Consider the following 15,420-nt stretch of genomic DNA (forward strand, 5'->3'; position numbering starts at 1 on the left):
TGTAGAGGTGCTTCTCACCGAACTGATTCCCGATGCCGCCGCCGCTCGGTCCGACGGCGTCGACCCGGATGTCCTGTTCGACACGTTCACCACCTGGACTGCAGATCGCGGTCTGACCCTGTATCCCGCGCAGGAGGAAGCTCTCATCGAGCTGGTCTCCGGCTCCAACGTCATCCTGGCCACGCCGACCGGATCGGGCAAGTCGATGGTGGCCATCGGAGCCCACTACGCCGCGATGGCCGCAGGCGTTCGGAGTTTCTACACCGCGCCGATCAAGGCACTCGTCAGCGAGAAGTTCTTCGCCCTGTGCGAGATCTTCGGCGCTCAGAACGTCGGCATGATGACCGGCGACGCGTCGGTCAATTCCGGTGCTCCGATCATCTGCGCCACCGCCGAGATCGTCGCGAACCTCGCTCTGCGCCAAGGTGCCGACTCCGACATCGGCCAGGTGATCATGGACGAGTTCCACTACTACTCCGAGCCCGATCGGGGGTGGGCCTGGCAGGTTCCCTTGATCGAACTACCGAACGCTCAATTCCTGTTGATGTCGGCGACTCTCGGCGACGTCTCGTTCTTCCGGGACGATCTGACCCGACGCACCGGACGCACGACCACCGTGGTCTCGGGCACCGAGCGTCCGGTTCCCCTGATGTTCTCCTACGTCACCACTCCGATCAGCGAAACCATCGAAGAGTTGGTGCAGACGCACCTCGCGCCGGTCTACGTCGTGCACTTCACCCAGGCTTCGGCACTCGAACGCGCTCAGGCATTGACGAGTGTGAACGTTGCGTCCAAGCAGGAGAAGGCCGAGATAGCCGAGGCCATCGGTGCCTTCCGCTTCACCACCGGATTCGGCAAGACGCTGTCGAGGTTGGTTCGGCACGGTATCGGGGTGCATCACGCAGGCATGCTGCCCAAGTACCGACGGTTGGTCGAGAAGTTGGCGCAGGACGGGCTGCTCAAGGTGATCTGCGGAACGGACACCCTCGGTGTGGGCATCAACGTCCCCATTCGCACCGTGCTGTTCACCGGACTGACCAAGTACGACGGCGTCCGCACCCGCAAACTCCGGGCCCGCGAGTTCCATCAGATCGCGGGCCGCGCGGGGCGAGCCGGATACGACACCCTCGGCACCGTCGTGGTCGAGGCCCCCGAGCACGACATCGAGAACGCCCGTCTGGTGGCCAAGGCCGGCGACGATCCGAAGAAGCTCAAACGCGTACAGCGCAAGAAGGCACCCGACGGTTTCGTCTCGTGGGGCGAGCCGACGTTCGAGCGGATCATCACCGCAAGTCCTGAGCCGCTCACCTCACGGTTCTCGGTGAGCAACGCCATGCTGCTCAATGTCATTGCCCGGCCGGGCAATTGCTTCCATGCCATGCGTCACCTGCTCGAGGACAATCACGAGACCCGGCCCGCTCAGCGCAAGCACATTCTGCGGGCACTCTCGCTCTACCGCGGTCTGGTCGATGCGGGCATCGTCGAACAACTCGACGAGCCGGATGCCGACGGTCGACACGCTCGACTGACCGTGGACCTGCAGCCGGACTTCGCGCTCAATCAGCCGCTGTCGACGTTCGCGGTCGCGTCCTTCGAGCTGCTCGACGCCGAATCACCGACCCATGCCCTCGACGTTGTTTCGATCATCGAATCGACCCTCGACGATCCGCGTCAGATCCTGATGGCGCAACAGCACGCCGCGCGCGGCGAAGCGGTCTCGCAGATGAAGGCCGACGGCATCGAGTACGACGAGCGAATGGAACTGCTCGAGGAGGTCACGTGGCCGAAACCTCTTGCAGAGCTGCTCGTTCCGGCATTCGAGATCTATCGCGGCACGCATCCGTGGCTCTCCGAGGTCGGCCTGTCCCCCAAGTCCGTGGTACGCGACATGGTCGAGCGCGCGATGACGTTCGCAGAATTGATCAGCCATTACGGTCTGATGCGGTCCGAGGGACTCGTCCTCCGCTATCTCGCCGACGCCTATCGCACACTGCGCCAGACGGTTCCGCCGGAGTCTCGAACCGAAGAGGTACAGGACATCACCGAGTGGCTGGGTGAACTCGTGCGGCAGGTGGATTCGAGCTTGCTCGACGAATGGGAGAACCTGACGGACCCGGGTGCCGAGCCGGAGGCGCTCGTCGAGGCGTACGGATCCGATGTGCCGCGTCCGATCTCGGCCAACCCGCGGGCCTTCCGAATTCTCGCGCGCAATGCGATCTTCCGCCGAGTCGATCTGGCGGCGCGCCGACAGTGGAACGCCCTCGACGACCTCGACGACGGCCCGGACTGGGAGACGGAACTGGAACCGTTCTTCGCCGAGTACGGCTCGATCGGAACCGGACCATCGGCCCGCGGCCCCGCGCTGTTCACGCTGAACGTCGGTGCGGAGTCCACCACGGTGCGTCAGGTGTTGGAGGATCCCGACGGTGACCACGGCTGGTCGCTCGACGCCGTCGTCGATGTGCCGGAGTCCGATGCGGCGGGCGAGATCGTGTTCGACGAGATCGTGATCACGCCCGGCTGAGTCCACGTGCGTTGTCGGCGAGGACCTCTGCGGCGAGAAGACTTGCGAGCGCACTGTATTCGGCGGCGCGCGCACTCGAAGCTCGGTGAACGAGACCGATGGTGCGGCCGGGAGCAGGGTGGGCGAACTCTGCGGTGGACAAGCCCGCACGAGCGACCTCGACCTCGACGGCGCTGCGCGGCAGCAGCGTCAGGCCGAGCCCTCCTGCAACGCACTGCACCACCGTGGTCAGCGACGTCGCCCGGGTATCGCTCGCATCGGGTGCGGTGTCGACCGAGCGACACAGATCCAGGGTCTGCTCGCGCAGGCAGTGCCCCTCGTCGAGGAGGAGCAGAGGGAGACCGCGGAGGTCGGCGACCGTCAGATCCCGACGCCCCGCGAGAGGGTGCTCGGCAGGGAGCGCGAGCACGAAATCCTCGGTGTACATGGCTGTTTCGATCAAACCCGGATCGGCGAGGGGCAGCGCGAGAACGGCGACGTCGAGTGCACCGGACCGGAGTCCGTCGAGCAGTCGAGCGGTGTGATCCTCCACTATTCTCGGTACGAGGTCGGGGTACTCGACGCGCACGGCCGGGAGCACTGCGGGCAGCACGTAGGGTGCCACGGTGGGAATGATCCCGAGCCGCATACCACCGGTCAGCCGACCGCCCAATCCTGCTGCGGTAGCGACCAATCCGTCCACGGCGTCGAGTGCCGCAGTCGCCCGACCGAGTAACTGACCGCCGGCCGACGTCAGCAAGACCCTGCGGGTGCTGCGCTCGATCAACTGCACCCCCAGCCCCTGCTCCAACGTGGCGAGAGCTTGCGACAGAGACGGCTGAGTGATGTTCAGTTGCGTTGCTGCACTGCCGAAATGGCGATGACGGGCAATTGCGACGAAGGCACGCAGATGCGACAGGGTCGGCTGATAGCTTCGATCGGTCACGCCTATCAGTGTAGTGCCACTCATCACGTTTACCTTTCACCACATTTTTGGCACACTCGTACCGGTCGGCCGGGCTCGTACGGCTGCATTCACGCCACCGATCCGAACCGCCCACATACGGAACCGACGCGATCATCCGACACGAGGAGACCACATGGCACTGTTGACAATTGGCGACCAGTTCCCTTCATACAACCTCACCGCCGTCATCGGCGGAGACCTCTCCAAGGTGAACGCCCAGCAGCCCGACGACTACTTCACCACCGTCACCAGTGACGACCACGCGGGCAAGTGGCGCATCGTCTTCTTCTGGCCCAAGGACTTCACGTTCGTGTGCCCCACCGAGATCGCCGCGTTCGGCAAGCTGAACGAGGAGTTCGAGGACCGCGACGCACAGGTCCTCGGCGCGTCGGTCGACAACGAGTTCGTTCACTTCCAGTGGCGCGCACAGCACGACGAGCTCAAGACGCTTCCCTTCCCCATGCTGTCGGACCTCAAGCGCGAATTGGCTGCTGCCACCGGCGTTCTCAATGCCGACGGTGTGGCCGACCGCGCCACCTTCATCGTCGACCCCAACAACGAGATCCAGTTCGTGTCGGTCACGGCAGGCTCGGTGGGGCGCAACGTGGACGAGGTCCTGCGAGTTCTCGACGCCTTGCAGTCCGACGAGCTGTGCGCCTGCAACTGGAAGAAGGGTGATCCCACCATCGACGCAGGCGAACTGCTGACGGCGAGCGTCTGACATGACGATCGACAACCTCAAGAACGCCGTCCCCGAGTACGCCAAGGACCTCAAGCTCAATCTCGGTTCCATCGCCCGCTCCACGGTGCTCAGCGAGCAGCAGCTATGGGGCACCCTGCTGTCGGTGGCCGCAGCGTCGAAGTCCGCGACGACGTTGAAGGAGATCGCCGAGGACGCAGCCGATTCACTGTCGGCCGAGGCGTACAACGCCGCCCTCGGTGCCGCGTCGATCATGGGCATGAACAACGTCTTCTACCGAACCAAGGGATACCTGGACGGCAAGTACGACGATCTGCGCGCCGGTCTGCGCATGAACATCATCGGCAACCCCGGTGTGGAGAAGGCCGACTTCGAGCTGTGGTCGCTCGCGGTCTCGGCCGTCAACGGGTGCAACCACTGCCTGGAAGCACACGAGAAGACGCTGCGCGCCGAGGGCGTCGACCGCGAGAAGATCTTCGAGGCCATCCGCGCCGCGTCGATCGTCGCGGGTGTCGCGCAAGCGATCGAAGCAGGGCGAATCCTCGACGGTGCCGCCGTCTGAGCGTCGACCCGACCTGATCACCGAACGAGGGATCCGCGACCGCGGGTCCCTCGTTCGGCGTTTGGTACCGTCCGGGCATGGCTACCGACGTGTCCGTCGTCCGAGTTTTCACCGATGCCGACGGCAGGTTCGGTAACCCCCTCGGCATCGTCGCCGCGGATGACGTCGCCGAGGCGGACCGACAGCAGTTCGCCACCGAGCTCGGCTTCAGCGAGACGGTGTTCGTCGATCGCACCGATTCCGGTACGGCCTCGGCCACCATCTACACGCCCGCCGTGGAATTGCCCTTCGCCGGGCATCCCACGGTCGGACTCTCGTGGTGGCTGCGCGAGCAGGGACACCCGATCGAAGTACTCACAGTTCCTGCCGCGCCGCTGAACATCCGCTACGAGGGCGAGCACACCTGGGTTCGGGCCCGAGCCGACTGGACTCCGCACTTCACCTTCCATCAGGTCCAGGACGCGGCCGAGGTGACGGCAGCGGACCCGAGTGCGTACGACAGCGGGCACCACTACGTCTGGGCCTGGACCGACGAGGAGCACGGCGCGCTGCGGTCACGCATGTTCGCACCGATGATGGGTATCGCCGAGGACGAAGCGACCGGCGCTGCCGCCGTCCGGCTGACCGGTGAACTCGGCCGGAGCCTGAACATCCTGCAGGGAGCCGGATCTCGATTGCACACTACCTTCGAAGCCGGATGGGTGGAGCTGGGCGGACGTACCGCGGCGGACGCGTCGATCAGCGTGTGACGGGTACGTCCACTTCGATTTCCTCGCCCAGACGAACACCGTCGGCGAGTGGGAGTCGATCGCCGCTCCAGAACTTTCCTGGGTCGAACCAGTTGGCTTTCTTGTTGCCCGTGAGCAGACCCATCGCGTCGTAGGTCATGGCCACCACCTCTGCGCAGTAGGCGGTTTCGAGGGTTGCTCCCTCACGTTGGCTGCGACGCAGTGTGGGGACTCGGCCCCGGAACCAACGACCGGCGAGCGAGGCGGTGGTCGGAAAGGCTGTGCCGTCCAAGCGGGCGATGGTGCGAAGCAGGGCGTCCTCCTGCTCTTTCGTCACGGACGGGGTGGAGCCTGCGGAACGACCCGCGTATCCGTCCAATTGTCGCAGCCAGCACCGCTGTTCGTACTTCGTGGCCCACTGGGTCACGGCCGCTCGCAGATCGTGCAGCTGCACTCCGCGCTGGAAGTTGCCGCTCCACATGTCCTGCAACGACTTCCCCAGTTCGGCGTGCCACATCAGCGGAGGCAGGTCGTCGATCACGACGGACATGCCGACGTGATTGACCGGACTGTTGGTCAGTGCCTGGATTGCGCGATCGGCGTTCGACTGTCCGCGGAAGATCCAGATGTCGCCCGTTCTGGTGGCCTCGACTGCGGTATCGAGGCTGATTCGCGACGGATTCATGGTCCACACCCTAGATCTCGTGACGGTACGGTGGCCGGATGAACGTGTGGAAGGCTGTCGGTCTCGCCGGGATGGTCGGTGTCGCGGCCACCGGGGCGTTGGTGGTTCGATCCGAGCGCAAGCGTCGTGCCTACGCGCCCGAGGAAGTGCGCGAGCAGCTGCACCGTCGTTTCGCGGCTGTCTCCGACGAGCCGACACCGGCACCCGCTCCCCCGCTGTCGCGAGGGAAGCAGCTGCTCGGCAGACTTCGGTTCAGCCGAGCGCGCTGAGGATCCGCGCGGCCAACTCTTCGATCTCGGCGTCGGTCATGACGAATGCAGGCGAGATCTGCATCGCACCCTGGCCGGCGGCGCGGCCGGAGACCCCGTGTGCCCGAAGCGTTTTGACGAAAGGCAATGCTTCGGCCGGGTCGGCGAGCTGCACGGCGGCAACAGCACCGATTCCGCTGCGGATCTCCGATACTCGGTCGTGTGCGGCCAGTGGCGCGAGGTGGGTGTGCAGGGCCGCCTCGATGCGCTTGGAGTGCGAGAGCAGCTCTTCGCGCTCGATGATGTCGAGGTTGGCCATCGCTGCCGCGGCCGCTCCGGCGTGGCCGCCGTAGGTGTACCCGTGTCGCCACCACACGCCGCCCGCGAAGAACGGCTCGGCGATCTTCGGGGCGATGAAGACAGCACCCATCGGTACGTACCCGGACGTCAACCCCTTGGCGGTCGTCATCAGGTCGGGTTCGAGCTCGAACCGGGTGGAGGCGAACCAGCTGCCGCCGATCCGACCGAATCCGGTGACGACCTCGTCCGCGACGAACAGCACGTCGTTGTCGCGACAGATCTGCCGCACCTCGCGCAGGTAGCCCTCCGGCGGCAGGTAGATTCCGCCGGCACCGATGACCGGCTCGCAGAAGAAGGCGGCCACGTTCTCGGCACCGACCTCCTCGATCAGCGCCAGCAGCGACTTCGCGTCGTCCCACGCCACTGTCTTGGCGTCGGGCATCAGCTCACCGTAGTTCTCCTTGTTGACCGGGATACCGGCCAGCGCGGTGCCGGCGACGTGCATGCCGTGATAGGCCTTCTGTCGTCCGACGATGATCTTCTTGGCCGGTTGTCCCATTTCGACCCAGTAGCGGCGCGCGAGCTTCGCGGCGGTATCGATGGAGTCCGAGCCACCGGAGGTGAAGAAGATCTTGCTACCCGGAACCGGTGCGATGGCAGCGAGACGATCGGCCAAGGCCAGCGTGGTCTCGGGTACGAAGTCGCCGAAGTTCGAGTAGTGAGCGATCGAGCTCAGCTGTGTGGCAACGGCATCGGCGATCTCGCGTCGGCCGTGACCGACGTTGGTGAACCACAGACCGGCGGTCGCGTCGAGATACTTCGTTCCCTTGTTGTCGAAGATGTACGCACCCTCGCCTCGCGAGACGACGAACGGCCCGCTGGCGGTGACGTTGCCCATGTCGGCGAAGCCGTGCCACAGCGCGGAGGAGTGTGTGGTGGCCGCTGGATCGAGGTCGGAAGACATGCGCTACACAGTAGTGGAGTCCGATTCGCTCGAGACCGATCCGTGCCTCCACCGTCCCGCGAGCCGTCCGAGAGCATTCACTGCCAGCGCCATGAGCGCGAAAGCGACGGTCAACACCACCAGCCCGACGGCAAGCGCGGGGTATCCCCGTTCCCTCGGGTCGAGGAAGGGATACGGGTACCAGTCGACGACGGGTCCACGGATCAGGGTGTAGATCCCATAGACCAGCGGGAAGAGCAACCACGTCAGGCTGCGTTACTCGGAGATCTGCCGACGCGGTGGAGCGAGAATCCAGTCGAGCAGAAGGACCACGGGCATGATTCGATGCACCACGTTGTCGGTCCACGGATCCGCGACACCGACATCGATGTTCGCGGGCAACACCGCGTAGATGATCCCGGTGATCACCATGTAGAGCGTCACCGATCCGCGAACAGCACCCGCAGCATCCTGATCGGTACCGGCGTACGCGGTTCGGCAGTGACATCGTGCACGATGCTCATACGGCGATCCTGGCACAGTCTCGGCCGCCATTCACGACGGTTGCGTCGATGCGGATATCCTGGAGCGAGTATGTCTACCTCGAATTTGTCCGGTCAGCGAAAATCTCTCGCCACACGTCTGGCAGACGTCACGATCCGGGACGAGAACCGGCTGCGGCGGCGACTGGACAAGGCTCGTACCGACGACGCGTTGGCCGCTCTCGAACGCGATGTCGCCCGCGCCGAGACGGTAGTGGCCAATCGCCGGGCGGCGGTGCCGACCCTCGAGTTCCCCGAGTCGCTTCCGGTCAGTCTGCGCAAGGACGACATCGCTGCCGCCATCGCCGAACACCAGGTCGTCATCGTCGCCGGTGAGACCGGTTCGGGTAAGACCACTCAGATTCCCAAGATCGCTCTCGCACTGGGCCGCGGAATTCGCGGTTCGATCGGCCACACTCAGCCTCGACGCCTCGCTGCCCGCACGGTGGCCGAACGCATCGCCGAGGAGGTGGGCGAGCCCCTGGGTGAATCCATCGGCTACAAGGTGAGATTCACCGACCAGTCCTCGGATTCGACCCTCGTCAAGCTGATGACCGACGGCATCCTGCTGGCGGAGATCCAGCGAGACAGACTGCTGCGACAGTACGACACCCTGATCATCGACGAAGCGCACGAGCGCAGCCTCAACATCGACTTCATCCTGGGTTACCTGGCGCAGCTTCTCCCCCGGCGTCCCGACCTCAAGATCGTCATCACCTCAGCGACGATCGACCCCGAAAGGTTCGCCCAGCACTTCGCGCGGGACGGCGTGCCCGCGCCGATCATCGAGGTCTCCGGTCGCACGTTCCCGGTCGAGATGCGCTATCGGCCACTGACCGTCGACGCCGGGGACACCACGATCGATCTCGACCCCGTCGACGCGACCTGCCAGGCCGTCGACGAGCTGATGGCCGAGGGCGACGGCGACATTCTGGTGTTCCTGTCCGGTGAACGCGAGATTCGCGACACCGCCGACGCCCTGAACGATCGCAATCTCCGCAACACCGAGATCGTTCCTCTCTATGCGAGACTCTCTGCGGCCGAACAACACCGAGTGTTCTCCCCGCATTCGGGCCGACGCGTGGTGCTCTCGACGAACGTCGCGGAAACATCGCTGACGGTCCCTGGCATCCGCTACGTGGTCGACCCCGGTACCGCCCGCATCTCGCGATATTCGTTGCGCACCAAGGTGCAACGACTCCCCATCGAGCCGATCTCCCAGGCGTCGGCGCGGCAGCGGGCCGGCCGCTGTGGCCGCGTCGCCGACGGCATCTGCATCCGGCTGTATTCCGAAGAGGATTTCGAGTCACGTCCACAGTTCACCGAGCCGGAGATACTGCGCACCAACCTGGCGTCGGTCATCCTGCAGATGACCGCACTCGGGCTGGGCAAGATCGACGCGTTCCCGTTCGTCGAACCGCCCGATCCGCGCAGTATCAGGGACGGAATCGGACTGCTCGAGGAACTCGGTGCGCTGAAGCCGGCCACCAAGGACGGCACTGCAGAGCTGACCCCGATCGGCCGGGAACTCTCGGCACTGCCGGTCGATCCTCGGATGGCTCGGATGCTCGTCGAGGCCAACGGCAACGGCTCTCTTCGCGACGCGTTGGTGGTTGTGGCGGCCCTGTCGATTCAGGACGTTCGGGAGCGGCCCGCCGAGCATCAGCAGGCAGCGGACGAGAAGCATGCACGCTTCGCAGTGGAGAACTCCGACTTCCTGGCGTACGTGAAACTGTGGACGTATCTGCGCGAGCAGCGAAACGAATTGTCCTCCAACCAGTTCCGACGCATGTGCCGAACAGAGTTCCTGCACTACCTACGTATTCGCGAGTGGCAGGATCTGCACGGCCAACTGCGTCAGATCACCCGCGGGCTCGGGTGGACGGTGCCCGACGCCGATTCCACCGAGACCGCCCTGCATCAGTCGCTGCTGTCCGGGCTGCTCTCGCACGTCGGACTCAGGGAGGGGGACAAACGCGAGTTCCTCGGCGCGCGCGGAGCTCACTTCGCGATATTCCCCGGTTCGGGTCTGTTCAAGAAGCCCCCGCGCTGGGTCATGGCCGCCGAGCTGGTCGAGACCGGGCGCCTGTGGGGCCGTATGGCTGCTCGCATCGAACCGGAGTGGGCCGAGCGGTTGGCACCGCATCTGGTCAAGCGGACGTACTCGGAACCACATTGGTCGATCAAGCGTGAATCGGCGATGGCCTACGAGCGGGTGACGCTGTACGGCATTCCGTTGGTGACGCAACGTCCGGTGAACTATCACCGTATCGACCCCGAGGCGTCCCGAGAGCTGTTCATCAGACATGCGCTGGTGGAGGGCGAGTGGAAGACCCAGCATGCCTTCTTCCACAAGAACAGGGCACTGCTCGACGACGTGGGTGAACTCGAACATCGCGCCCGACGGCGAGACATCGTCGTCGACGACGACGCTCTGTTCGACTTCTACGACGCCCGCATCGCCCCAGAGGCGGTGTCGGCACGGCACTTCGACACCTGGTGGAAGAAGGCCCGCAGACAGGACCCGGCGCTGCTCGACTTCACCACCGACACCGTCGTCAACTCCGACGCGGCCTCGGTACTGACCGGCGCGTATCCCGACGCATGGCGACAGGGCGAGATCCAGTTTCCCCTGACCTACCAGTTCGAGCCGGGCACGGCGGCCGACGGCGTCACCGCACGAATTCCGATCGCTCTGCTCGCTCAGGTACAGCCGGTGGGCTTCGACTGGCTGGTCCCTGGGATGCGCGGCGAGTTGGTGACCGCACTGATCAAGACGCTTCCGAAAGCGTTGCGCCGCAATGTCGTACCGGCCCCCGACTTCGCAGCCGCGGCGTTGGCGGTCATGCGGCCCCGCGCCGAAACGTTGGTCACGGCATTGGCCCGTGAGCTCTCGCGGGCGGCCCAGTGCCACATCACGGCGAAGGACTTCGATGTTGCGGCACTCCCCGAGCACCTGAGAATGACGTTCGCGGCCGTCGATCCGTCCGGAAAGGTGTTGGGCAGCAACAAGGATCTGACCGCTCTGCGTACCGGTTTGTCCGGTGAGGTCGGCCGTCAGGTGGCCAGCGCGGTGGGTGACGCCGAGCGTGCGCCCTCGCTGGCGTGGACCTCGAGCACGCTGGGACGGTTGGAGTCGACCGTCACCCGAGATGTGGGAGGCCAGAAGGTCACCGGCTATCCGGCTTTGGTGCCGGAAGGACCGGGCGTGGCGGTTCGAGTCCTGAGCACCCCTGCTCAGCAGCGGGCAGCGATGCGTTCCGGAACCAGGGCTCTGCTGCTGTCGACTGCGCCGAAGGGCACCAAAGCACTGTTGGCCGGATTACCGACGGCGGAACGGCTTGCCCTCGGCCAGAATCCGTACGGCGGAGTCGATGCACTGCTCGAGGAATGCCGGGTTCTCGCGGTCGAGGAAGCAATGGACGCGCACGGTGGACCGGTACGAGATCCCGAGGCTTTCGACAAGCTCAGGGCGCTCGTGCACGCGGAGGTTCCGCAGCGTACCGCCGCGGTCCTCGCCCTGGTTCGTCCTGTGCTGACCGCTGCCCTGGCTTTGTCGGCGCAACTGCAATCAGCCTCGGGTGAGCCGGCAGACGATGTTCGGGAGCAGCTCGACGGCTTGATCTTTCGCGGATTCGTCACCGAGTTCGGTTCTCGCAGATTGGCGGACCTGCCGCGCTATCTCGCGGCGGCGACGAAGCGGTTGGCCACTCTGCCGAGCAGCGCAGGCCGTGACGCGGCGGCGATGGATGTACTCGATCGGGTGTACGCGTCGTACGGACGACTGCTGGATTCGCTTCCGGAGAGCAGAAAGAACAGTTCCGGGGTGCAGGAGTTGTTCTGGATGATCGAGGAGCTGCGCGTGGGACTGTTCGCCCAAGGGATTCGTACGGCGTATCCGGTCTCCGAGAAGCGCATCGAGAAGGCGATCTCGGACCAGAGCCGCTGACGGGCGGAACTGTCAGTCGATGTCGGCGGACTCGCGGTGCTTACGCAGTTCGTGGATTTCCTTCTCGAAGTCCTCGGCCGAACTGAACGAGCGGTACACGGAGGCGAAGCGCAGGTACGCCACTTCGTCCAGATCACGGAGCGGACCGAGAATGGCCAATCCCACTTCGTTGCTGGGGATCTCCGCTGATCCCGCTGCACGGATTGCGTCCTCGACCTGCTGTGCCAGCAGGTTCAGCGCATCGTTGTCGACATCTCTGCCCTGGCACGCGCGTCGAACTCCCTTGACGACCTTCTCGCGGCTGAACGGCTCGGTCACGCCGCTGCGCTTCACGACTGCAAGCACTGCTGCCTCGACGGTCGTGAAACGACGACCGCACTCCGGGCAGGAGCGACGCCGCCGGATTGCCTGTCCCTCGTCCATCTCACGCGAATCGACCACGCGTGAGTCGGGATGCCTGCAGAACGGGCAATGCATGAGGGACCCTCCGTCGTAGCCGATGCTCCGACGACGAGCACGCACATCGGGGCAGTCCACCGAGGATACTCAGCCTTCTCGAACCCGACGGGGGCGGTGGTCATCTGCCGGTCGTGTACTCGACGAGAGCCCCGTCGTGCACTTCGACCACACCGGCCGGCTGCACACCTGCATCGGGTGCAACTGCTCGCAGGTTCGCGATGCCGATCAGACCACCGGCCACGACGACCACTGCGAGCATCCACAACACCAGCGATCGCAGTCGAACCGGCTGGCTCGCGAAGTGCGCGGAGGTCGCGTCGAACTCGCGATCGGCATCCTCGCGGTCGGTGACGTCGGTCCACGACGGGTCGAGGACCGGAAGGCACGGTGCGCTCTGTGTGCGAGGCACCGTGGTGACGCCGTGCATCCCGAGGGGACTCCGCAGAACGGGACGGGCCCGGCGACGACGCTCGACGACGGTGGACCGGGCACGGACACCGGCGGCGGTGGGGCGATCGGTGATGATGGTCATCGGAACCTCGACTTCGCTCGTTGGATCGATTGTTCGATCAGGCGTTCGATGGACGCTTGTTCGAAGTTCTATCACGAGCCTCCGACAAAGTCTGCAGAAAACGCGACACGAGTCGAACAGATGTTTGATTCAACAGCTGATACACGCTAGATTCGTGTCAGAAACCACACGCCACACGAGTCGACACCATCAACTCCAGTCCGCGCAGACCTACCCCGCAGACCGGATCCCAGGACACCAGCAGGAGGCCGACAGCATGAAGGACGAGACCTCGACGAGGTCGACCACGCGTTCCACGACGACGGGTTCCAGGACGACCGGAGCCAAGGCCACCGCCACCAAGGCCGCAGCAGGAAAGCCGGCCGCGGAACCCACGTCCAAGGCAATGGAGGTCGGCACCGACATCAGTGCGGGTCTGACCGAGCGGCAGCGGAAGGTACTCGAGGTCATTCGCGCGTCGGTCACCGAGCGCGGCTACCCGCCCAGCATCCGCGAGATCGGCGATGCGGTCGGTCTGACATCGACCTCTTCCGTTGCTCACCAGCTGCGCACCCTCGAGCGCAAGGGCTTCCTCCGGCGCGACGCCAACCGTCCCCGTGCCGTCGACGTCCGGGGTCTCGACGAGGTGCAGGCCGACCAGGCTGCCGCCGCGGTCGACGGTTCCTCGGCGTCCGAGGAACAGGATCGGTTGCCGACCCCGACGTTCGTGCCGGTGCTTGGCCGGATCGCAGCCGGCGGTCCGATCCTGGCCGAAGAGGCCGTCGAGGACGTGTTCCCGCTCCCCCGCGAGCTGGTCGGTCAGGGCTCGCTGTTTCTGCTCAAGGTGGTCGGCGAGTCGATGATCGACGCGGCCATCTGCGACGGCGACTGGGTGGTGGTTCGTCAGCAGTCCGTGGCCGACAACGGTGACATCGTCGCTGCGATGATCGACGGGGAGGCCACCGTCAAGACGTTCAAGCGGTCCAAGGGCGAGGTGTGGCTGCTGCCGCACAATCCGCTGTTCGAGCCCATTCCGGGCAACAACGCCGCGATCCTCGGCAAGGTCGTGACCGTGATGCGCAAGCTGTAGAGATCGTCACGGCAGTGACATGCGAAGGGCCGCAGCACATGTGCTGCGGCCCTTAGCGTGCTTCGGATCAGCGGATCACAGATTCAATCCGCGGCCGATGATCTCCTTCATGATCTCGGTGGTGCCGCCGTAGATGGTCTGCACACGGGAGTCCATGTACGCCTTGGCGATCGGGTATTCCTTCATGTAGCCGTAGCCACCGTGCAACTGCAGGCACCGGTCGATCAGTTTGACCTGATTCTCGGTGGTCCACCATTTCGCCATGGCAGCTTCTTGCACGGTCAGCTTGTCTTCGTTGAGCAGTTCGATGAACTTGTCCACCATGATGCGGGTGGCGGTGGTCTCGGTGGCCAACTCCGCCAACACGAATCGGGTGTTCTGGAACTTGCCGATCGACTTCCCGAAGGCCTTGCGGTCGCGGCAGTACTGGATCGTCATCTCGAGCGCGGATTCCATCGCGGCGGCCGCGACGACGGCGATCGACAGGCGTTCCTGGGGCAGATTCTGCATGAGGTAGATGAAGCCCATGCCTTCCTCGCCCAGCAGGTTGGCGGCGGGCACGCGCACGTCGGTGAAGCTGAGTTCGGCGGTGTCCTGAGCCTTCATGCCGATCTTGTCGAGGTTGCGGCCGCGCTCGAATCCGGGCATGTCGCGTTCGACGACCAGCAGACTGAAGCCCTGTGCGCCCTTCTCGGGGTCGGTGCAGGCCACGACGATGATCAGGTCGGCGTTGATTCCGTTGGTGATGAACGTCTTCGAGCCGTTGAGCACCCAGTCGTCGCCGTCACGGACAGCCTTGGTCTTGATGCCCTGCAGGTCGCTTCCGGTGCCGGGCTCGGTCATCGCGATCGCGGTGATCAGTTCGCCGGAGCAGAATCCGGGGAGCCAGCGCTGCTTCTGCTCGTCGTTGGCAAGGTCGATGAAATACGGCGCGACGACGTCGTTGTGCAGGGTGAAGCCGATACCGCTGTATCCGCCGCGGGTGGTTTCCTCGGTGACGATGGCGTTGTAGCGGAAGTCCTTGACTCCGCCGCCACCGAATTCCTCGGGCGCTGCCGTTCCGAGGAAGCCCTGCTTACCGGCCTCGACCCAGACGTCGCGGTCGACGATGTTCTGCTCTTCCCACTTCGCATGGTTCGGCGCTACGTGCTGATCGAGAAACTTCCGGTACGACTCCCGGAACAGCTCGTGCTCGGGCTCGAAAAGTGTGCGTTCCACGCAGATCTCCTTGTT

Annotated in this window: 13 protein-coding genes and 1 pseudogene; 7 read left to right on the plus strand and 7 right to left on the minus strand. The window is 64.9% G+C overall.

The genetic code is table 11. From position 1 onward, the window contains the following. Positions 1-7 precede the first annotated feature (7 nt). Positions 8-2,524, plus strand: coding sequence for a DEAD/DEAH box helicase (locus CH283_RS20215; protein WP_068050664.1), 2,517 nt, complete (start codon positions 8-10; stop codon positions 2,522-2,524). Here CH283_RS20215 and CH283_RS20220 read toward each other — a convergent pair. Further along, entirely contained in the window at positions 2,511-3,449 is a 939-nt protein-coding gene (locus CH283_RS20220) for a hydrogen peroxide-inducible genes activator (RefSeq protein WP_068050665.1), read from the minus strand. The two genes, CH283_RS20215 and CH283_RS20220, sit on opposite strands and share 14 nt — an antisense overlap. Positions 3,450-3,603: 154 nt before the next feature. Here CH283_RS20220 and CH283_RS20225 point away from each other — a divergent pair, with 154 nt between their 5' ends. The 3 genes from CH283_RS20225 to CH283_RS20235 all read left to right on the plus strand — a co-directional run bounded on the left by CH283_RS20225 (position 3,604) and on the right by CH283_RS20235 (position 5,481). Beyond that, positions 3,604-4,191: a peroxiredoxin gene (locus CH283_RS20225; RefSeq protein ID WP_032397906.1), complete on the plus strand. Its 588-nt coding sequence runs from the start codon at positions 3,604-3,606 to the stop codon at positions 4,189-4,191. Between the two features lies 1 nt (position 4,192). Next, positions 4,193-4,732, plus strand: a complete 540-nt coding sequence (locus CH283_RS20230) for a carboxymuconolactone decarboxylase family protein (RefSeq protein ID WP_094642035.1) — start codon at positions 4,193-4,195, stop codon at positions 4,730-4,732. 77 nt (positions 4,733-4,809) lie between these two features. Further along, positions 4,810-5,481, plus strand: coding sequence for a PhzF family phenazine biosynthesis protein (locus CH283_RS20235; RefSeq protein WP_068050668.1), 672 nt, complete (start codon positions 4,810-4,812; stop codon positions 5,479-5,481). Here the strand turns inward: CH283_RS20235 and CH283_RS20240 are convergent. Continuing rightward, complete coding sequence (locus CH283_RS20240; RefSeq protein WP_068050669.1) at positions 5,471-6,145, minus strand: hypothetical protein; 675 nt, start codon at positions 6,143-6,145, stop codon at positions 5,471-5,473. The two genes, CH283_RS20235 and CH283_RS20240, sit on opposite strands and share 11 nt — an antisense overlap. 38 nt (positions 6,146-6,183) lie before the next feature. On the opposite strand from CH283_RS20240, the gene CH283_RS20245 reads away from it, so the two are divergent. Continuing rightward, positions 6,184-6,414 carry a hypothetical protein gene (locus tag CH283_RS20245; RefSeq protein WP_068050670.1) on the plus strand — a complete coding sequence of 77 codons (231 nt, stop codon included), beginning with the start codon at positions 6,184-6,186 and terminating at the stop codon, positions 6,412-6,414. Here CH283_RS20245 and CH283_RS20250 read toward each other — a convergent pair. Together CH283_RS20250 and CH283_RS20255 are read right to left on the minus strand one after the other, a co-directional pair. Further along, entirely contained in the window at positions 6,398-7,657 is a 1,260-nt protein-coding gene (locus CH283_RS20250) for an aminotransferase family protein (protein WP_068050671.1), read from the minus strand. The two genes, CH283_RS20245 and CH283_RS20250, sit on opposite strands and share 17 nt — an antisense overlap. Before the next feature lie 3 nt (positions 7,658-7,660). Continuing rightward, positions 7,661-8,095: pseudogene (locus tag CH283_RS20255) on the minus strand (Pr6Pr family membrane protein); the annotation flags it as partial. A 135-nt stretch (positions 8,096-8,230) separates the two neighbouring features. Between CH283_RS20255 and hrpA the strand changes: the two are divergent. Continuing rightward, positions 8,231-12,127, plus strand: a complete 3,897-nt coding sequence (hrpA, locus tag CH283_RS20260; RefSeq protein WP_094642037.1) for an ATP-dependent RNA helicase HrpA — start codon at positions 8,231-8,233, stop codon at positions 12,125-12,127. A 12-nt stretch (positions 12,128-12,139) separates the two neighbouring features. On the opposite strand, the gene nrdR is transcribed toward hrpA, so the two are convergent. Beyond that, positions 12,140-12,604, minus strand: coding sequence for a transcriptional regulator NrdR (gene nrdR, locus CH283_RS20265; protein ID WP_008716872.1), 465 nt, complete (start codon positions 12,602-12,604; stop codon positions 12,140-12,142). Positions 12,605-12,704: 100 nt separating this feature from the next. Next, on the minus strand, positions 12,705-13,118 hold the full coding sequence (locus CH283_RS20270; protein ID WP_068050673.1) for a hypothetical protein: 414 nt from the start codon (positions 13,116-13,118) through the stop codon (positions 12,705-12,707). Positions 13,119-13,503: 385 nt separating this feature from the next. On the opposite strand from CH283_RS20270, the gene lexA reads away from it, so the two are divergent. After that, positions 13,504-14,187: a transcriptional repressor LexA gene (gene lexA / locus CH283_RS20275; protein WP_037189497.1), complete on the plus strand. Its 684-nt coding sequence runs from the start codon at positions 13,504-13,506 to the stop codon at positions 14,185-14,187. 75 nt (positions 14,188-14,262) lie between these two features. Here the strand turns inward: lexA and CH283_RS20280 are convergent, their stop codons facing one another. Further along, positions 14,263-15,405 (minus strand): acyl-CoA dehydrogenase family protein, encoded by a 1,143-nt coding sequence (locus CH283_RS20280; RefSeq protein WP_068050674.1) that lies wholly within the window; start codon positions 15,403-15,405, stop codon positions 14,263-14,265. Positions 15,406-15,420: the final 15 nt, after the last annotated feature.

It is taken from the genome of Rhodococcus sp. 05-2254-2 (assembly GCF_002259095.1).
Lineage (GTDB): Bacteria > Actinomycetota > Actinomycetes > Mycobacteriales > Mycobacteriaceae > Rhodococcoides.